The sequence below is a fragment of the Ligilactobacillus murinus genome (assembly GCF_003288115.1).
Taxonomy (GTDB): Bacteria; Bacillota; Bacilli; order Lactobacillales; family Lactobacillaceae; genus Ligilactobacillus; species Ligilactobacillus murinus.
The window spans coordinates 1,096,612-1,116,510 of sequence record NZ_CP023565.1; the positions used below are offsets into that span (position 1 = coordinate 1,096,612).

Annotated in this window: 17 protein-coding genes and 4 pseudogenes; all 21 read right to left on the minus strand. The window is 41.5% G+C overall.

Annotated features, from left to right (window positions below; translation table 11 throughout):
* Nucleotides 1–49: 49 nt before the first annotated feature.
* The 21 genes and pseudogenes from CPS94_RS05495 to CPS94_RS05595 all read right to left on the minus strand — a co-directional run bounded on the left by CPS94_RS05495 (nucleotide 50) and on the right by CPS94_RS05595 (nucleotide 19,899).
* On the minus strand, nucleotides 50–340 hold the full coding sequence (locus tag CPS94_RS05495; RefSeq protein WP_004049273.1) for a DUF1292 domain-containing protein: 291 nt from the start codon (nucleotides 338–340) through the stop codon (nucleotides 50–52).
* Between the two features lie 19 nt (nucleotides 341–359).
* Nucleotides 360–800: a Holliday junction resolvase RuvX gene (ruvX, locus tag CPS94_RS05500; protein ID WP_004049275.1), complete on the minus strand. Its 441-nt coding sequence runs from the start codon at nucleotides 798–800 to the stop codon at nucleotides 360–362.
* 200 nt (nucleotides 801–1,000) lie between these two features.
* Nucleotides 1,001–1,300, minus strand: a pseudogene (locus CPS94_RS05505) (zinc ribbon domain-containing protein); the annotation flags it as partial.
* Nucleotides 1,291–1,892: pseudogene (locus CPS94_RS05510) on the minus strand (IS607 family transposase). The pseudogenes CPS94_RS05505 and CPS94_RS05510, both read right to left, overlap by 10 nt.
* Nucleotides 1,893–1,949: 57 nt before the next feature.
* Nucleotides 1,950–2,219, minus strand: coding sequence for an IreB family regulatory phosphoprotein (locus CPS94_RS05515; RefSeq protein WP_004049284.1), 270 nt, complete (start codon nucleotides 2,217–2,219; stop codon nucleotides 1,950–1,952).
* 174 nt (nucleotides 2,220–2,393) lie between these two features.
* Complete coding sequence (alaS, locus tag CPS94_RS05520) at nucleotides 2,394–5,039, minus strand: alanine--tRNA ligase (protein WP_004049285.1); 2,646 nt, start codon at nucleotides 5,037–5,039, stop codon at nucleotides 2,394–2,396.
* A gap of 273 nt (nucleotides 5,040–5,312) precedes the next feature.
* The gene (locus CPS94_RS05525; RefSeq protein WP_004049287.1) at nucleotides 5,313–6,644 is read right to left on the minus strand and encodes a DEAD/DEAH box helicase; all 1,332 of its coding nucleotides are present in this window, start codon (nucleotides 6,642–6,644) and stop codon (nucleotides 5,313–5,315) included.
* Nucleotides 6,645–6,658: 14 nt separating this feature from the next.
* Entirely contained in the window at nucleotides 6,659–7,609 is a 951-nt protein-coding gene (locus CPS94_RS05530) for a DHH family phosphoesterase (protein ID WP_004049288.1), read from the minus strand.
* Between the two features lie 63 nt (nucleotides 7,610–7,672).
* The gene (gene dinB, locus CPS94_RS05535; RefSeq protein WP_004049289.1) at nucleotides 7,673–8,758 is read right to left on the minus strand and encodes a DNA polymerase IV; all 1,086 of its coding nucleotides are present in this window, start codon (nucleotides 8,756–8,758) and stop codon (nucleotides 7,673–7,675) included.
* A 74-nt stretch (nucleotides 8,759–8,832) separates the two neighbouring features.
* Nucleotides 8,833–10,311: a glucose-6-phosphate dehydrogenase gene (gene zwf, locus CPS94_RS05540; RefSeq protein WP_004049290.1), complete on the minus strand. Its 1,479-nt coding sequence runs from the start codon at nucleotides 10,309–10,311 to the stop codon at nucleotides 8,833–8,835.
* Between the two features lie 150 nt (nucleotides 10,312–10,461).
* Nucleotides 10,462–10,810, minus strand: a pseudogene (locus CPS94_RS05545) (SDR family oxidoreductase); the annotation flags it as partial.
* Nucleotides 10,801–11,580 carry an acetyl-CoA carboxylase carboxyltransferase subunit alpha gene (accA, locus tag CPS94_RS05550; protein WP_004049291.1) on the minus strand — a complete coding sequence of 260 codons (780 nt, stop codon included), beginning with the start codon at nucleotides 11,578–11,580 and terminating at the stop codon, nucleotides 10,801–10,803. The pseudogene CPS94_RS05545 and the gene accA, both read right to left, overlap by 10 nt.
* Entirely contained in the window at nucleotides 11,570–12,430 is an 861-nt protein-coding gene (accD, locus tag CPS94_RS05555) for an acetyl-CoA carboxylase, carboxyltransferase subunit beta (protein ID WP_004049294.1), read from the minus strand. Before accD ends, accA begins: the two co-directional genes overlap by 11 nt.
* Complete coding sequence (gene accC, locus CPS94_RS05560) at nucleotides 12,417–13,796, minus strand: acetyl-CoA carboxylase biotin carboxylase subunit (protein ID WP_004049296.1); 1,380 nt, start codon at nucleotides 13,794–13,796, stop codon at nucleotides 12,417–12,419. Before accC ends, accD begins: the two co-directional genes overlap by 14 nt.
* Nucleotides 13,797–13,809: 13 nt before the next feature.
* A complete protein-coding gene (locus CPS94_RS05565) occupies nucleotides 13,810–14,229 on the minus strand; it encodes a hotdog family protein (RefSeq protein WP_039936123.1) in 420 nt (139 codons plus the stop codon).
* Nucleotides 14,230–14,673, minus strand: coding sequence for an acetyl-CoA carboxylase biotin carboxyl carrier protein (gene accB, locus CPS94_RS05570; protein ID WP_004049302.1), 444 nt, complete (start codon nucleotides 14,671–14,673; stop codon nucleotides 14,230–14,232).
* Nucleotides 14,674–14,678: 5 nt separating this feature from the next.
* A pseudogene (locus tag CPS94_RS05575) lies at nucleotides 14,679–15,362 on the minus strand (beta-ketoacyl synthase N-terminal-like domain-containing protein); the annotation flags it as partial.
* A 60-nt stretch (nucleotides 15,363–15,422) separates the two neighbouring features.
* Entirely contained in the window at nucleotides 15,423–15,863 is a 441-nt protein-coding gene (locus tag CPS94_RS05580; RefSeq protein ID WP_004049306.1) for a MarR family winged helix-turn-helix transcriptional regulator, read from the minus strand.
* A 78-nt stretch (nucleotides 15,864–15,941) separates the two neighbouring features.
* Nucleotides 15,942–16,379 (minus strand): 3-hydroxyacyl-ACP dehydratase FabZ, encoded by a 438-nt coding sequence (gene fabZ / locus CPS94_RS05585; protein WP_039936149.1) that lies wholly within the window; start codon nucleotides 16,377–16,379, stop codon nucleotides 15,942–15,944.
* 354 nt (nucleotides 16,380–16,733) lie between these two features.
* Nucleotides 16,734–17,585 (minus strand): alpha/beta hydrolase, encoded by an 852-nt coding sequence (locus tag CPS94_RS05590; protein WP_004048389.1) that lies wholly within the window; start codon nucleotides 17,583–17,585, stop codon nucleotides 16,734–16,736.
* 115 nt (nucleotides 17,586–17,700) lie between these two features.
* The gene (locus tag CPS94_RS05595) at nucleotides 17,701–19,899 is read right to left on the minus strand and encodes an alpha-galactosidase (protein WP_004048391.1); all 2,199 of its coding nucleotides are present in this window, start codon (nucleotides 19,897–19,899) and stop codon (nucleotides 17,701–17,703) included.

Below are 19,899 nucleotides of genomic sequence, written 5' to 3' on the forward strand. Positions count from 1 at the left end.
AAAAGCCCTCAATATCCAAAAGATACTCAGGGCCTGTAAGTGAAAAGAATTATTGGAGCTTTTCGTCATTCAAGAAAGCATCTAAGACACCTTCGACCATATCCCATTCTTCCTCACTTTCGATATCGTAGAGTTCAGCATCCTTAGCTTGACCATCTTCATCAGGGTTAAAGGAGAAGGCTAAGACATCAACTTGTTCTTCAGGTTCTGAACCGGCTGGGATCAACAAGATATAAGCCTTGCCGTAATCTTCTGATTCAAATGTGAATAAAATTTCGTATAAAGTTTCGTTGCCATCTGCGTCAACTAATGTGATCATCTTTTCTTCTTGTTCACTCATTATCAATACCTGCTCTTTCTTATAATTCTGAGAGTAACTTACCTTTGCTATCAAGATAGTTTTGCAAGATCAAGCCCGCAGCTAGTTTATCGATCACTTGCTTGCGCTTCTTGCGTGAAGTATCAGCTTGTTCAACTAGCATACGTTCTGCTTCGACCGTTGTCAATCGTTCATCACAAAAAACAACGGGCAAAGCAAATCTTTCTTCTAAAAGTTTACCATAATTTTTAGAAGCTTCTGCTCGAGGTCCTAAAGTATTATTCATATTTTTAGGTAATCCGAGAACAAAACCTTTAATATCATATTTTAAGACCAATTCAGCGATCCGTTCGATCCCAAACTGTTCTTCATCTTCATTGATCCTAACGATCTCAACACCCTGAGCTGTCCAGCCCAATTCGTCACTAACTGCTACTCCGACGGTTCTTGAACCTACGTCTAGCCCCATCAATCGCGCCATTAATTTTCTTCCTGCTATATAAAATATGAACAAACGTAATCAAATATATCAAATGATTACATTTGAGAAAGAAATATAGCTTTTCCCTTCCTAAATTTTATTTACTACCGTCAACGCTAGTGTTCCCATATCCTAACAAGAGGGTAATGACATTGACTAGCTCAGATAGCTTAAGGATGTAGCCCACCCCATTATATTTTCTAGTTTAATAAAGCTAAAAGATTAGCTACGGCATTTTCATCTCGATCCATGATCGCACCACATTCATAACAAATATATTCGTTATGCTTAGTTTTATGTTTTTGATTACCATCAAGACTAATTTTTTCATCACCAGTCTTGATATGACCGCAATCAGAACACCTTTGTGTGCTTGGATAGTATTTATCAGCTAAGACTACTTCTTTATCATACCAGCCAGCTTTATAGGTCAAGACTTGTCTAAAGTAACCAAATAATGATCTTTGTAAGCCTTTAGAAGCTACATGTGTCATCTGCACAAAGACCTGTCATTTTTCAATTTACTTTTATACTTGCGTAAACCATATAAGCGATAAGAAAATACATGTACAATGCTTATCATATCGTCGATCATTTCTTGAGTAGGACTAGTTTCAATGTTATTTAACACTACAATTTCCGTATTGTGCATCTTACATAATCTTTCAAACCAGTCATAACCAAAGCGGATAAATCTATCTTTATAGGTAATAAAAATTGTGTCGACTTGATTATCCATTACTTCTTTTAGTAATTGATTCCATTTTTTACGGTTATAATTAAGCCCGCTGCCAATATCAGTAATTGTTTCATCAAGAATAACGCCTTTAGCATTAGCATATTGTCTAATAAAAGCAATTTGATTTTTTAAATCATCTTTTTGCCCATATGTTGAGACTCTAGCATAAGCAACATTCTTACGATCATTACTAGTTGATCGACCGATATATTTTAAGTATTGTTCTTCTGTATAATATCTTCGATTAGTGGGGTACGATAAGCCTTTAAAGTCCCATTATTATCCCAGCGTTGTAGGGTTAGAACAGTAACGCCCAATCTTTCAGCCATTTCTTTTGGTTTTAATATCGCCATAATATCTACCTCACATTTTATCTTTCTTGCAGATATTATATCACATTTGATTATATTTTAATTAACAGTTGTTTCCTCCTTGTTGAGATATGAACGAACCAACTCTTCGATTATCTCATCACGTTCATGTCTTCTGATCAGATTACGCGCATCGTTTAACCGCGGAATATAGGCTGGATCACCTGATAATAGATAGCCCACTATTTGGTTGATCGGGTTATAGCCCTTTTCTTCCAAAGCCGCATAAACAGTTTCTAGCGTCTCGCGTACATCCTTTTTATTGCCGTCATCAAAATTAAAATACATTGTTTTATCCAACGAACTCATCTCAAAACACCTCCGTGATCTTGTCTACCAGTTCTATTTTACTAAACAAATGCTTACGCTACAATGAATATCTCTCAATTTGTATATTACAAAAAGATTATGTTTGTAAACTAAACGTCATGCTAACGAATAAAAGACCTTAGAAATCACCTTCTAAGATCTTTTAACGCTAGATTATTTATCAGCCAACCAAGTCTTGGCTTTAGCTAAAGCTTCACCGATACCAGCTGGGTTCTTACCACCAGCTTGGGCTAAGTTAGGGCGACCACCACCGCCACCACCAACAAGTGGAGCGATGTCTTTGATCAAGTCGCCAGCTTTGATACCTGCTTTGATGCCGGCATCGGAAACACCCACGATCAAGTTGACCTTATCCTTAGCTGGCGCTGTCGCTAAGACTAACACTTCGGATAGATCTTTTTCTTTCCATTGGTCAGCTAATTGCCGCAATTGATCCATCCCAGAAACGTTGACTTTAGCCACGATCAAAGTATGATCATTGACTTTAGCAACATCTTTAAAGATATCTTGTGCTTGTTGACTTGCAAACTTAGCTTCAAGTGCTTGTTTTTGTTGTTCTAATTCTTTGATCTGAGCTTGTAAAGCTTCGACCTTACGTGGCACTTCTTTTAATTGCACGACTTTCATTTCAGCGGCTGTTTCTTGCAATAAGTTATTGCGTTGTTCTAAGAATTCAAAAGCTTCCTTAGAAGTTACAGCTTCGATCCGCCGCACCCCAGCACCAACACCGGATTCAGAAACGATCTTGAAAAGACCAAGTTCGTTAGTGTTGTCAACGTGATTACCACCACAGAATTCCATGGAATAGTCGCCGGCTTTAACAACACGTACAGTATCGCCATATTTATCGCCAAACAATGCGATCGCACCCATCTTTTGAGCTGATTCAAGGTCAGTGACCACTGTTTCAACTGGTAAATTAGCCCAGATCTTAGCATTAACGATATCTTCAACTTGTTGCAATTGTTCAGCTGTGACTGCTCCAAGGTTCGTGAAGTCAAAGCGCAAGTAAGTTGGTTCCACCAATGAACCAGCTTGATGCGTATGTTCGCCTAAAACATCACGTAAAGCTTGGTCTAACAAGTGGGTCGCGGTGTGGTTCTTTTTGACCTTGTTATGGAATTCACGGTTTACTTCTAAGCGGTAAGTCATGCCCTTAGCCAATTTTTGGCGTAATTTTAAAGTATGCATGTTTTGACCATTTGGTGCATGTTGCACATCCATCACTTCAGCGACCACATTACCGTCTTCATCTTTGACCAGACCTTTATCGGCTACTTGCCCCCCCATTTCGGCATAAAATGGTGTCTTATCAAAGATAACTTGTACTGTCGTATCAGCCTGTGCTTCATTTACTAAAGCATCATCTAAAATGATATCTTCGACGGTCCCTAAAGCATTTAACTCGCTATAACCGACATATTCACTTGGAGTCGTGATATCCGTCAATAAACCATTTTGAACGCCCATGGATTTAGCCCCAGAACGAGCGTTGCGCGCACGTTCACGTTGTTTTTCCATTTCAGTATCAAAACCAGCTTTATCCACACCTAGACCATTATCACTTGCATATTCAAGTGTCAATTCATATGGGAAACCATAAGTATCATAAAGTTTGAAGACACCTGCTCCCAAAAGTTCAGTTTGACCAGCCGCTTTGGTTTGGTCGATCAAGTCATCCAATAAGGCGACCCCATCTTTTAAGGTCTCATTGAAACGATCTTCTTCCATGCGGATGACTTTTTGAATGTAATCAGCTTGTTCCAAGATCTCTGGGTAAGCCGCTTCCATGATCTGACCTACGATGGGCACTAATTTATACAAGAATGCTTGATCGATCCCAAGTTTTTGACCATGCATAACAGCACGCCGGATCAAACGCCGAATAACATAGCCGCGCCCTTCGTTTGAAGGTAAAGCACCGTCCCCGATCGCAAAGGTCACAGCGCGCGCATGATCAGCGATGACCTTAAATGAGATGTCTTTTTCAGGGTCTTGCCCGTAATGATACTTGCCACTTAGCTTTTCAGTTTCCTTGATAAGTGGCATGAAAAGATCAGTCTCAAAGTTTGTCTTAGCGTTTTGGAAAACAGAAACGACACGTTCTAAGCCCATCCCCGTATCAATGTTTTTATGTGGTAATTCTTCGTAAGTGCCATCTGGTTTGTGGTTGAATTGAGAGAACACGATATTCCAGATCTCAAGGTAACGTTCATTTTCGCCCCCAGGATAGTTTTGCGGATCATCTTCAGCCACGTTGTTCATCGCTTGCCCACGATCGTAGAAGATCTCAGAGTCAGGACCAGATGGACCTTCGCCGATATCCCAGAAGTTATCTTCATCTTCGTAGATATGATCTTCTTTGACACCAGCTTCAAGCCAGATCTTCTTAGCGTCGGTATCTTTTGGATAAACCGTGATGTAAAGTTTTTCGGGATCTAAAGCGAACCATTCTTCGCTCGTCAATAACTCCCATGCCCAATTGATCGCTTCTTTTTTGAAGTAATCACCGATCGAGAAGTTACCTAACATTTCAAATAATGTATGGTGGCGCGCAGTCCGACCAACATTTTCGATATCGTTAGTTCTGATGGATTTTTGGGAACTCGTCATGCGGTGGTTCTTAGGTACAACAGAACCATCAAAATATTTTTTCATCGTAGCGACCCCAGAGTTGATCCAAAGTAAAGTTGGGTCATCTTGAGGAACTAAAGGTGCACTTTTCATGATATCGTGACCTTTTTGTGCAAAGAAATCTAAATACATTTGCCGAATTTGGGCACTTGATAATTCTTTCATCTTTGATCCTTTCTGGGCTGAAGGCAAAAAAACACCGCTGCTAGCAAGGACGCCTTGGCGCGGTACCACCTTGCTTGCAACGATGTTAGTCGTAACCTCTCAGCTGCTCAAATACGTGAGCACGTTATTTTCATGTAATAATATTAATTTCAGGGAGCACCAATCAGCTTTTGCAAGTCCTTTCACCCACCGGACCCTCGCTGAAGCAAAACAGCTAACTGACATATCCTGAGTCAATGCAAAGTATAGGCAAAAATCACCCTTTTGTCAAGCTTACGAACGTTGATTTTTACGTTCTTGTCGACGTGCGATCTTGCGTTTTTGTTGTGCATCACGTTTTAACGCACGCTTGATCTTATTCTTATAGCCCGGTTTGCGCTTCTTTTTAGCCTTTTTGACCATCCCGATCATCTTAGGATCAAGACTTTCTTGTCTAGTCCGACGTTTTTGGCGCCGATTGCGGTCATAAGAGTCCACGATCTCCCCATTTTTGAGCGCTTTAGGGACAAAAGTGACCCCCATCTTTTCTAATTCTTCGATCTGAGCTTCCTCGCTTGGAACATACAATGTGATCGCTATGCCCTTAAGGTTGTTACGCCCAGTCCGCCCGACACGATGGACGAAAAATTCAAGGTCTTCTGGTAGATCATCATTGATCACATGGGAAACACCTTCGATGTCGATCCCCCTGGCTGCTAGATCGGTCGCAACCACATATTGATATTCGAGGTTTTGGATCTCACGCATCAAACGTTTGCGTTCCCGTGGTTGGATACCCCCATGGATCTTAGCCACTTTTAAGCCTTGATGACGCAAATAAGTCGTCAATTCATCAGCCCGTTCTTTGGTGTTAGCAAAAACTAATGCCAAATATGGTTCGCCCAGCGTCAGCAATTGATAGATCAATTGCTTTTTATCGCGTCCCTTAGTCGAAAGTAACCAATTATCGATCGTAGGACTGATAACTGTTTTATTTTCCACCACTTCAACAACGGGGTCATTCATATATTTTCGTAAGAATGGTTTTAACTTTTGCGGGATCGTTGCTGAAAAGACCAGCATTTGAAGATCCTTTGGCAAAGCTGACGCGATCGCATCGGTCTCTTTTAAGAAACCTAAGTCTAATGTCATATCAGCTTCATCAACGACTAAATAATGCGCATTATGCACATCCAAAGCATTTGAACGCATCAGATCCAAGATCCGCCCTGGAGTCCCGATCACGATCTGTGGTTGATGGTGCTTTAATTTTTCGATCTGACGTAATTTATCAGTCCCACCGACATAGTTTTGGACTAAGATCTCAGTTTCAGAATGCTTAGCTAATTGCTTAGCAGCGCCATAGATCTGATAAGCCAATTCTCGACTTGGGGTCGTAATAACAGCTTGCACTTCATGGATAGCTGGATCGATCGCATTAAAAATCGGAAGTAAGAAAGTATGGGTCTTACCACTCCCTGTTTGCGATTGTCCGACAACACTTTTGCCCTTTTTGATCACTGGGATCAAGCGTTGTTGCACTTCAGTCGGTGTTTTAAAATCGATCTCAGTCAACGCTTCATTTAAGAAGGGTTTTAAGTTAAAATCTTTAAATGTCTTATTCATAATATCCTCAATTTCTATTTTTCTGCAGTCGCTGCGATCTTATCTAACTTAGCAAGATAAGTTGGGAGTTCATCTAAGCTTTTTAAGACTGCGCCGCTAGCTAGGGGATGACCGCCCCCTGCATATTCTTTGGCCAATTCGTTGATCACAGGCCCCTTAGAACGGATCCGTAAACGATAGGTCTCGTCTTTTTGTTGCACGATCACGGTCCAACAAACGACAGAAGAGATCTTACCCACCAATGGCACGATCGAAGCTGTTCCAGCATCCTCTAATGTGAATCGTGCTAGCGTCTCATTATCTAAGACCACATAAGCCGCATTATGTTCAGTGTACTTGATGTTTTCTAAAACATAAGCTGATAGCCGTGCTACTTCTGGTGTTATTTCATCTAAGATCCGATTCACTTGACTAGCATCAAAATCATATTCCATCAATTTAGCTGCCGCCCGCATGGTAGCTGGTGTCGTTGCATTATACATGAAACGTCCTGTATCCCCAACGATCCCTGCATACAATAAACGCGCTGCTTTTGCATTTAGCTTTAATTTACCATCTAAATTTTCCACCAAACGCGTGATGATCTCCGAACAACTAGAAGCTGAACTATCGACCCAACAAATATCACCATAAGGATCATCATTTGGATGATGGTCGATCTTGATCAAAAACTTACCTTTAGTATAACGGTCATCATCGACACGCGGTTGATTAGCCGTATCAGTGACGATCACTAAGGCATCTTGATAGCATTCATCGCTGATCTCTTGGGGCGTATCGAGCCAACTTAGGCCTTTGACATTTTTACCGACTTGATAGACTGTCTTGGTCGGAAATGTCTCACGAATAATTTCAGCCAACCCACATTGTGAGCCATAGGCATCTGGATCGGGCCGCTGGTGGCGATGGATAATGATCGTGTCATACTGTTTGATCTGTGCTAAGATTTCTTCTTCAACCTTCATTTTTCGTTTCCTTATCTTTTTTTGTAGTTAAATACCTATAACAATGTAGTATACCACGTTATTTCACTCTTGTTCAAACAATGGTAGACTCATGTTTTCAAATTCTAATGGGGCTAACCCCGTCATCGTCAGACCTAACAGACGTAATTCTAATTCTGTTGGGGCTACTTCTTCAAATAACTGCATGGCATAATAGACGATGGTCGCTACGTCATTTAAAAAATACTCTTGCTTAGTCAAACGCTTCGTGACTGTTTCAAATGAAGCCGTCCGCAATTTCAAAACCAAGGTCTTACCGTGCTTTTGCTTTTTATTTAATTCCTTTACCAAGCGTGTGGCTAGTTGCATAAATTCATCGTTGACTTGTGACTCACTCACTAACGGACGAATAAATGTCTTCTCCGTTCCGATCGATTTGCGTTCCCGAACTTCGACAAGACGTTCATCGATCCCTCGCACACGTTGGTATAAAACTGTACCGATCTTACCAAAATGTTCATTTAGGTACCGCTCTGATCTGGCATAAAGATCTTCACCCGTCTTTATCCCTAAAGCATGCATCTTAGGCGCAGTCTTTTTACCCACTCCACGAAATTTTTCGATCGGTAATGGGAATAAGAAGGCTTTGACTTCCTCTGGTCTGACCACAGTCGTTCCCACCGGTTTGCAAAAATCTGAGGCTAATTTAGCTAAAAATTTATTGTACGAAATACCGATCGAACACGTCAGCTGTGTTTCATCATAGATCCTTTGCTGTAAGCGATGCGCTGTTAAGACCGCTGAGCCAAGCCCTTGTTTATCAGCCGTAATATCTAAGTAAGCCTCATCAAAAGCGACCGGTTCAACTAGATCGGAAAACTCCGCAAAAATCGCCTGGATCTGCCGCGATACTTTACGATATTTTTCAAAATTGGGAGTTACAAAAACTGCTTTAGGGCAAAGTTTTATGGCTCGTTGGGCATTCATCGCTGAATGGATCCCGAAAGCACGGGCCTGATAATTAGCCGTTGCCACGACTCCATGTCCCCCTGTTTTGCGCGGATCACGGGCGATCACAACTGGCTTATCTTGTAACTTGGGCTCATCGCGCATCTCGATCGAAGCATAAAAACAATCCATATCCACATGGATGATATCACGTTGTTTCATCAGTTTCCTCACATCATAAATAGGACCCTAGCTAAAACATCCCAGGGTCCCAAATATTTAATCATTCAACTTGTTTAGAAGATCCAATGGTGACCTGCTTTAGCCAATAATTCATCTGATGCTTGTGGTCCCATCGTCCCGCATGCATAATTTGGGAAATAATCGACTGGTAGGTCTTCTTGATCCCAAGCATTTCTGATCGCATCAACAAATTTCCAAGAATATTCCAATTCATCCCAATGCGTAAAGTTCACCGAATTACCTTGCAATGCATTTAAGATCAAGCGTTCATAAGCTTCAGGAACTTTGGCCACTTGTTCTTTAGTCAAACGATAGCCGATATTAGTTTGACGTGTTGCAAATTCTTGGCCGATCTTTTTGGTATTCAAAGTAAAGTCGATCCCCGTATCAGGTTCAACATTGATCGTTAAAATATTGTCCGCCAAACCTTGACCGCCAAATAAAGACTCATCATCTTTTTTGAAGACGATATCGATCCGGGTAGCTTTCGTAGCTAATCTTTTGCCTGTACGAATATAGATCGGCACACCGGCCATATCACAGTTATCGACTTCAAGTTTTCCTGCTACAAAAGTCTCTGTCATCGAATCTGGGGCGATCATGCTTTCTTCACGATAAGCCACCATATCTTTGCCCGCGCCATATTGCCCCCGCACAAAATTTTGTGCGACTTCTTTAGGTGAATAGATCTTCAAAGACTCAAAAGTTTCAACTTTTCGCTTCCGAACATCTTTAGCACAGTAAGAATCCGGCCGATCCATCACGAGTAACGCAACGATCTGCAAAATATGGTTTTGGACCATATCCCGCAAGGCACCAGCTGTATCATAATAGCCTCCACGTTCTTCGACTCCCAATGATTCGCTGAGCGTCACTTGGATATTACTGATCATCTTATTGTTCCAGATCGCACTTAAGATGCTGTTGCCAAAGCGAAGTGCCATAATATTTTGGATCATTTCCTTACCTAGATAGTGGTCGATCCTAAAGGTCGCTTCTTCGGGGAAATATTTACTGATCTCATCGTTTAATTTTTTAGCACTAGCATAGTCATGACCAAATGGTTTTTCGATGATCACGCGATTATAACCTGTTGTTTTAGTTAAACCTTGTGATTTCAAATGTTCACAGATCGTTCCAAAGAAACTAGGTGACATCGCTAAATAATACAAGCGGTTACCTTCTAAGCCATAATCTTGGTCTAACTTATCGGCCAAAACACGTAAAGTCTCATAGTGATCAACATCATTGACATTATGTGATTGGTAGTAAAAATGGCTCGCAAATTCATCGATCTGAGTTTGGGAGTTGACCATCCCATCGATCGATGATCTAACCACATCACGGTAATAGCCATTTGACCAAGGACGTCTTGCTGTACCGATAACGGCAAAGTGTTTCTTCAAATAACCACGCTTATACAGATCAAACAAGGCAGGATACAATTTGCGTTGCGCAAGATCGCCAGTCCCACCAAAAATAACAAACAATGCTTTTTGTTCTTTCTTAGCCAAATTAAGCACCACTTTCATGATTGATTATAGTTATGTTTATTTTACTAATTTAGCTAACATTTAACAAGTAATTCAGTATAAAGAAATGCGAAAAGGTAGTCGTTGCTTGCTTATCTTTTGCACAAAAAAACGCCCCGAATCACTCGTGAGCGTATTACTGTGTTTTCATTAGAACAGGTGGACCCCTTTGTCTACATAAATGACATCGCCAACTACACCAGTCGCCAAGTCACTCATCAAAAAGGCACAGGTCCCACCGACTTCTCTGATCGTCACCGCCGCTTGATCGACTGTCCGTTGCTTGGAGATCTCTAAAAGATCAGAGTGCCCCTTGATCCCTGTCACAGCTAACGTTTTGCATTGACACGGATCCCAAATTTACCTAGATCACGTGCTAAATAACGCACGCTGGATTCTAAAGCCGCTTTGGCGATCCCCATTGTATTATAGCTTGGATCGCCCGTGTCGAACCCATATAGGTCAAAGTTACCAAACTGGCAAGCTCATTTAAAATTTCCGAAAACGTTCATACCGCTCGGCTAACAATGCGGTTGGATCTTTTTTGGTCAAAAGTTCCAGATCGCGTTTTAATACAATCCTGATCGCTTCTACTGTCGCCAAATGGTCATTTTCATCTTCTGCGATCACCCCTTCGATCGCACCATGCTCTAAAAGTGCATTAGGGGTCAGCTGCATCACTTTTGCTGCCTCGTCGGCTCGCTGACTATCCTTCCACAAAATAGACGCGAACCCTTCAGGTGATAAAACAGAGTACATGCTATCTTCTAACATATAAACTCGATCACCACAGGCCATGGCAAGGGCTCCTCCACTACCACCCTCACCAAAGATAAACGTGATCATCGGTACTTTTAAGCATCCAAGTTCCAACAAACAGCGCGCGATCGCTTCACCTTGCCCCTGCTCTTCGGCACTACGACCAGGATAAGCGCCGGCTGTATTGACAAATGTTACTAATGGTCGCCCAAATTTTTCGGCTTGTTTAGCTAACCGCAATAATTTTCGATAGCCCGCTGGTTCAGGTGAACCAAAATGCTTAGCTACCCGTTGTTTAGGGGTTTTACCCTTATCAGTAGCTACCACCGTGAGTGGGTGGCCACAAAAGCGGGCTAAGCCACCTACGATTGCAGGATCATCGGCCCCTTGACGATCACCATGTAATTCAAAAAAATCATCAAATAAATGCTCAATAAGTTCCGGTGTGGTGATCTTAGCTTGAGATCTAGCTGCAGCTACTACCTGAGCTGGCGTCTTGCTATTTGCCATTAGCTTCACCTTCCTTTTGATGGAATCTCAATAACTGTGCCAAAGTTTGTTTTTGATCTTGGCGCTTGACGATCGCATCGATAAAACCGTTTTTTAACACTGTTTCAGCACTTTGCAGATCAGCTGGGATCCTTTGATGCATCGTCTGTTCGATCACTCGCTTACCAGCAAAACCTACTAAAGCATGGGGCTCAGCCAAGATCAGATCGCCTTGCATCCCAAAACTAGCTGTGACCCCACCAGTTGTCGGATCGGTCAAGACTGCGATGTACAATAAACCAGCCTCTGAGTGCTTAGCGACTGCATTTGAGACTTTAGCCATCTGCATCAAGGCATGGATCCCCTCTTGCATCCGCGCCCCCCCTGACGCCGTAAAGACGACGACAGGTAGCTTTTCTTTAGTGGCCCGCTCAAATAAACGCGTCAATTTCTCGCCAGTGACCTTGCCTAAAGAGCCCATGATAAAATATGGATCCATGATCCCTAGGGCAAATTTTTGGTCTGCGATCCGGGCCAGCCCCGTCAAAACGGAATCATTTAGTTCTGTGCTCTTTTGTGCTTTAGCCAATTTTTCAGCATACTCAGGAAAAGCCAACGGATCGTCAGTCACTAAGTCTTCGTCCCAAGGAACAAACTCATCGACCAACCACGATAGCCGCTTTTTAGCCTTTATTCTAAAGCCATAAAAACATTTTGGGCATTCTTGCAATGGTCCTAGATCTTGATGAAAGATCTCATAACCACATTTAGGGCAAGCGACCCATAAGCCAGCCGGAACTTTTTTTTCAGCAGCTTTATTAGCCTTTACTTGTTTATTTTGGACTGTATTGGCCTCATCAAACAGTTTCATCGGCATTCCCTCGTTTCCACTCTGGTAATAAAACACGTTCCAAGTAATCAGTGTTAAACGTTGCATCCAAGAAACCTTGGTCTTCTAAAATAGTTAGATAGAAATTCTGGTTAGTCTTGATGCCAGAGATCACCATCTCACTTAATAAACGTTTTAGCTTTTCGATCGCTTCATGGCGATTTTCCCCCAAGACGATGACTTTAGCGATCATCGAATCATAATACGGTGAGATCTTAGCCCCGGCATACAGATCAGAATCGATCCGCATTCCTAAGTTGCCCACAGGAAAATACAAATAGTCGACCTTACCAACAGAAGGTGTAAAATTCTTGGCAGGATCTTCAGCATTGATCCGACATTCGATCGCTGTGCCCAGTAATTTGATATCAGCTTGCTCAAAGGGTAGATCTTGACCAAAAGCGACTTTGACTTGGGCCTTGACTAGATCAACACCGGTCACCATTTCTGTGACAGTATGTTCCACTTGGATCCGAGTATTCATTTCCATGAAATAAAATTTATGCTCTTGATCCATCAAAAATTCGATCGTCCCCGTATTACGATAATCGATCGCTTCAGCTGCTTTGATCGCTAATTCACCTAAGTATTTGCGTTGGGCGTCAGTGATCAAAGCACAAGGACTTTCTTCGATCATCTTTTGTTTATTTCTTTGCAATGAACAATCTCGTTCGGGAAAATAGACCGTATTTCCGGCATCATCTCGAAAGATCTGGACTTCGATATGTTTAACATTTTCCATGATCTTTTCCAAATACATCCGGGCATCCCCAAAAGCCATCTGTGCTTCACGTTTAGCTTCATTAAAAGAATTAGCGAGTTCTTTTTCTGTATCAACACGCCGAATTCCTTTACCACCACCACCTGCCGCTGCCTTCAGTAAGACCGGATAACCGACCTCTTTAGCGACCTGCTTAGCCTCAGCAACATCTTCTAAAAAGCCTGTGCTACCAGGTATCACCGGAATATCATGTTTTTGCATCTGGATCCTTGCATTAGCCTTATTTCCCATCAATTCGATCGTCTCAAAGCGTGGGCCGATAAAAACTAATCCACAAGCCTCACACAATTCTACAAAGCGACTATTTTCTGATAAGAAGCCAAATCCGGGATGGATCGCTTCAGCACCTGTCAAAACAGCAGCTGCCAAGATATTTTTCATATTCAAATATGAGTCTTTTGGTTTAGCCGATCCAACACAGACCGCTTGATCTGCCAGTTGGACATGCAAACTTTCACGATCTTCAGTCGAGTAGATCGCAACTGATTTGATACCAAGCTCTTTTAAAGAGCGAATAATGCGGACCGCGATCTCACCACGGTTAGCCACCAATACTTTAGAAAACATGTAACTACCTCTTTTATCCGATCATAAAAGCCAATTCAGCTAGGCAAACTACTTGACCAGCCACTTTGGCGGTCGCTTTACCACTGCCGATACTGCTCTTGATCTTTTCAAGTTTTACCTCAAGTTCTAACACATCCCTTGGGTACACAGGACACATAAATTCTGCTGCTTTGATCCCGCCAAAATAAGCCGTCTTACCAACAAATTCTAGTAACATCAGCAACGCACAGGCCCCTGTCTGCGCTAAAGATCCAATGATCAAAGTTTCTGGTAAAACAGCCGATCCTTGCCCCGTAAACAAAGCTTCATGCTCTGTCACACAGCGAAGCGCCCGCGCTGACTTTCCTGGTTCTAATTCTTCGATCCGATCGATCAACAACGGGTAACGATGGGGCAAGATCTTTTTGATCTCTGCACTACTTAACTTCATCATCTAACCTCGCACTACTTTAAACAGCGGTTGATCAAATTCAACTAGATCTTCATTTTCGACCAAGACTTCTGTCACAATGCCTTCTTGATCACTTTTGATCTCAGTCATCATCTTCATCGCCTCAATGATGCAGACCACATCACCTTTATGCACATGTGAACCCACTGTTACATAAGGTTCTTGATCTGGTTTAGGTTGTAGATAAACACTACCGACCATCGGCGATTTGATGAACTTTCCTTCAACCTTAATATCTTTTGGTGCCGATGGCAGATCTTCTTCAACCGCTGTGATCGCTGGTTGTTCAGCTTTTTCACGTACTGGTAAAAATGGGGTCTCATTTTTACTCAAGTGGATATGAAAGCCATCAGTCGTGATCTCTAACTCACGTATTTCTGACTTTTTAAAATCATCCATTAATCTTTCAATATCATTAAAGTCCAAGTCGTTCAACTCCATTTTCTAAAAGCTAAAACTGCATTATGGCCCCCAAAACCTAATGAATTGCTCAGAGCATATTCAAGTTTTTCAGGGTGGGCTTTAGCCTGTGTTACTACATTAACTTTACACTCTTTATCTTGTTCTGTCATACCTATATTAACAGGTAATCGCCCTTTTTGTAAGCTAGCAACTACCGCAATGGCTTCGATCGCCCCAGCAGCACCTAATAAATGCCCAGTCATCGCCTTGGTACTTCCGACTAAAACTCGACTATCTTCACCAAAAACTAAATTGATCGCTTTGGCTTCAGCTGCATCATTTGCTTTAGTTGCCGTCCCATGAGCATTGACTGAAGCTTCTGCCCCACCAGCGACCATTACCTTGGCCCTACCTTCTTTGATCTGACGGTAAGCTTCCCCGATCGCATTGGTCCCTGAAGCACACGCTGTTACGGCTGAAGTACAAATATTTTTCGCCCCGATCCGCAAAGTGATATTATCAGCTGCCATATTGACGATCGCGGTTAGAACAAACATCGGTGAGACTCTTTTAGGACCTTTTTCATGCATCTTGATCACTTGTTCTTGGATCGTCGTCAAGTCCCCGATCCCTGAACTAAAAATAACGCCAAGATCTTTAGCAGCGGTATTTTCAGAGGTGATTTGAGCTTGTTTCACGGCTTGGTTGGCGCTACATAACTCGCACTTGCAACAATTTTCAATTTGTCCATTACGCCACTTCCGTCTTTTGATTTAAGAATGCTCGGCTAAGAACGCCTCTAAATTTCGGATCGCTTTTTCGACCACTTGTAACTCAGCCGGCGTTATATCCTTGAGAAACCCTTCGACCATTTTATGGTGAAAAGCATCATGGGCGCGAAACATCACGCGTCCCTTTTTAGTCAAACCTAAGCGAATGACTCGACGATCATCACTACTTCTGATCCGCTCAACATAGCCCTTTTTGACGAGACGATCAACAGTTGCAGTTAACGAACCTGGTGTTAAATGAAGTTCTTTAGCAACTTCAGAAGCAGTTTTATGGTTATACATTGAGATAGCACTGATCGCATGCATCTCCTTGATCGTTAAATCATTGAAACGGCTCTTTTTAAGTTCTTTTTCCTCGATCCAAAGAATATCACTATAGATCTTGACCAAGGCGTCATTGATGTACCTACTTCTTTTATCCATAAGTTCCCCACCTTGAATATTTTGATTACCATATTGTTTGGTTATCAAAATAATACCAGAAAAAAGTACTTAATACCATCAAATTTTATCCTTAGACTGACCACCGATAAACATCAGCTCAGCCGTGCAGACTTTTTTCCCTTCAACGAGGGCTTTAGCTTTGACGATCCCCATGTTTTCTTTTTGTTTATCCATCGTTACTTCCAGTTGTAAGACATCTGCTGAACGAACTACTTGACGAAAACGGGCATTATGGATCGCGCCTAAATAGGCGGTCTTACCTAAAAAGTTAGGATCTTTTAAGATCATGATCGAAGCAGCCTGCACTAAGGCCTCAATGATCAAGACACCTGGCATGACCGGATTTTTTGGAAAGTGACCCTGAAAAAATGATTCATTGATCGTCACATTTTTCACAGCGGTGATCTTCTCACCTAAAACCAAGTCTTCAACATAATCAATGTAACAGATCGGATAGCGGTTAGGGATCAACTCCATTACCGCTTGAGCATCCATTAACTTTTTCAAACACGCCACCTCTTTCAAATTATTTCGAATACCAAAATATTCAATAGTCGAATGTTATTATATTTAGCTTTGAGTGTCAAACTGCTAAAAAACGCTTTTACATCGAACAACATTTAAAATAATTTACGTTTATCTAAAAAACCGAAAAATAGTTAATAACTTCAAAATATCTAATGCACGCTCGCATCTTTTGTCCAATGATCCGCCATTTATTAGCACTCAAAATTCTGCTATTTAGTGATTCGTTCGCTCGCCGTTTATTTTGTTATTCAAAACTCTAATCAAAATATAATAAAAAGAGATATTTGCTACTCACTTTTTCGACAAATATCTCTTTATAAACTATTTTTTCCAAATAAAATTAATAATTGCCCGGTCAACTTGACGATTTTCATGCAACTTACTGTGTTGTCCACCTTCACCCTTGATCTCAAGTTCTTGATAACTGCGGTAGACATCTTGCAAAAGATATTTCTCTGACCGTGAAGAATTATTACTTACTCGTCCATCAGAATCAGAACCATCATCTAGATCACCATAAATATTTAATACCGCGACCTGCTTTTTAGGGTAACTGTCGTCTAGTTTCAATAGCTCTTGATAAGTTGCATTCATCTGTTTGGGGGCACCATTTTCTTCTAACTGCATTTGATGAGCTTGATCATCTAGACCAATGATCCCATTATAATGCCCTGCAAGATCGACTTGCTTTTGCAATTGGGGCAATTTTTTATTCTGACCATTATCTAGCATGTAATAGGCTAAAGTTAGGTTTCCCATCGAATGAGCAACAGCATTAAATTTCTTAAAGCCATACGTTTTTTGGAGTTTGACCAAAACATTTTTGAGCCAGACACCATTTTGCCGATAATTGGCGTTTTTGTTATCTTCAAATTCCACTTCGACGAGCGGATTATATGCACTTTGAGGTAGTGCCCCTTGTAATTTGACTGTTCCATCCTTAGAGACCGTTGCCCGGATCACATTTTGTGTAACTCCTGCTTTAACGATCGCCTGAGTCATATGCTCTTCTGCCCGATGACTACTACCGTAACCGTGCAAAAATAAAGTTGGCACTTTAGTCTTTTCATACTGCTGGCTTGCATTATCACGTAAACTTTGTGAAACGATCAACCACCCTCCAAAAATCAGGACTACCAATAGTAATATCGGCCACCAAAACTTTCTTTTCATTCACGACCTTCCTTTCTTATGCCTGTTCATCGGATAAGATACCATATACTAAGATTATTCTTCAAGCTAAAAAGGCAAACTCACATGGTAGAGTTTGCCTTTAAAAGAGGTATTATTAGTCTGTTACGGCTTTAAAGTGGTACATATCCGCCGTGAAATCATGCCGTTTAACAGGATCATAGAACCCTAATTCCATCAATTCGCTTCCACTAAAGACCGCCTTAGTCTTTTGATCTTGATAATTTTTGGCTGGATCTAGACCAGCTAATTTAGTCAAAGTCAAAGTTGGTTGTGCAGAAGCTAAACGGTCAAATACAAAAACCAAAGCTTCATTTTTATCTCTGGAAACAAACATCCAAGCGCATTGATCGCCCTTAGCTGGATCTTTCAAGCGAATAAAGTCACCAAATTGAACTAATGGCCGGATCTTCTTATAGGTCTTGACTTGCTCTTTGACCGCTTCTTTTTCATCAGCTGTCAATTGAGTCAGATCAAGCTCATAGCCAAAGACGGCACTCATCGCTACTGCTCCACGAGTTTCAAATGGTGTGATCCGTCCCGTCTGATGGTTAGGTACTGCCGAAACATGTGCGGTGAAGACAGATGGTGGATAAACTAATGAAGTACCATATTGGATCGTTTGACGTGCGATCGCATCAGTATTATCACTTGTCCATGATTGTGGCATGTAATAAGCATAACCAGTGTCAAAACGACCACCACCACCTGAACAACCTTCCCATAAGATATCTGGGTATTTAGTCGTCAATGTCTCTAAGATCTCGTAAAGTCCTAGCATATAACGGTGGTAGACTTCGCCTTGGCGTTGTTTTGGCAAGGATACTGAATAAACATCTGAGATATGGCGGTTCATATCCCACTTGATGTAGTCGATGAAACCACCATCTAATAAGGCACTCAGTTGAGCTACTACGTTTTCACGTACTGCCTTTTGGGTCAGATCCAAGATAAATTGATTTCGCGAAGGACTTGGCTTTCTTCCAGGAACTTGCATCAAATATTCAGGATGTTTTTGATAAAGTTTTGAATCGATAGAGATCATTTCAGGTTCGAACCAAAGTCCAAACTTTAACCCTTGTTCATGGACATAATCAGCAAAATGCTTGATACCTTGAGGGAATTTACGTTCATAAACAGTCCAATCACCTAACGACGTATTATCATCATCTCGATGACCAAACCAGCCATCATCTAAGACAAACATTTCGATCCCTAGTTCCTTAGCATCATCAACGATCGTCTTTAACTTATCTTCGTTGAATTCAAAATACGTTGCTTCCCAGTTGTTCACAAGGATCTCGCGTTCTTTGTGCTTGAATTTACCGCGTACGATATGTTCTCTGATCAATTCATGATAATTTTGACTCATCTCATTTAAACCATTAGCTGAGAAAGCTAGCAAAACTTCCGGTGCTTGGAAACTTTCCCCAGCTTCTAAGTGCCAGCTAAAGTTATAATCGTTGATCCCAGCGACCACACGTGTTTGCTCGAATTGATCTTTCTCGATCTCAAAACTGTGGTTACCTGAATACACTAGGTCAAAGCCATAAACTTCACCCGAAAATTCGTCTGCATTATGCTCTAATACCGCGATAAAACTATTCATTTGGTGACTTGAAGCTCCCCGACGGCTCTCAAAGACTTTGCGGCCTTGTCCGATCGCTTCACGTTGGATATGGCGTTCATTAGCATGAGCACCAGGTAAAGAGATAACATCCATATTTTGTTTGATAAAGTCAAGTTGCATAGAAGCGACTTTTTTTAGTTCTACCGGTTCAAAGCCAGCATTAGTCACCTTAGCTGAACGGGCTATGATCGCTAATTCTTTAAAGATCGTATACAATAAGGTCACTTCAACACCACTGATCGCATCTTTAAGAAAGAGCGCTAGGGTCTGAGCTTCATCAGCGTTAGCGTAGGCAGCTGGTAAGCCTTCAAGTTTAGGTTTGCCCTCTGTGATCTCATAGCCTTGATAGACTAAACGGGCTGCAAATGAACCATCCGCATTTTGGAGATCCAAAGCCGGTGTGCGATAATCACAATTACCAACACCACTGTACTCTTGTAATAACGAGTCAAGTGAATATGTCCGGTCTAGACTCTCAGGTAAATTCCCTGAAAAGCCCCGATCTACTCGGGGATAGCGCAACTGCCCGTGATACCCATTCACTTTTTTCCCAAAGTATAAGTGACTTAAATAGCCACCTTCTTCTACTGATAAAATGTATGAGATCTTATCATTATGCAAATGAAAAACTTTATTTTTTTCATCAAATTCAATCAACTTGTTCAT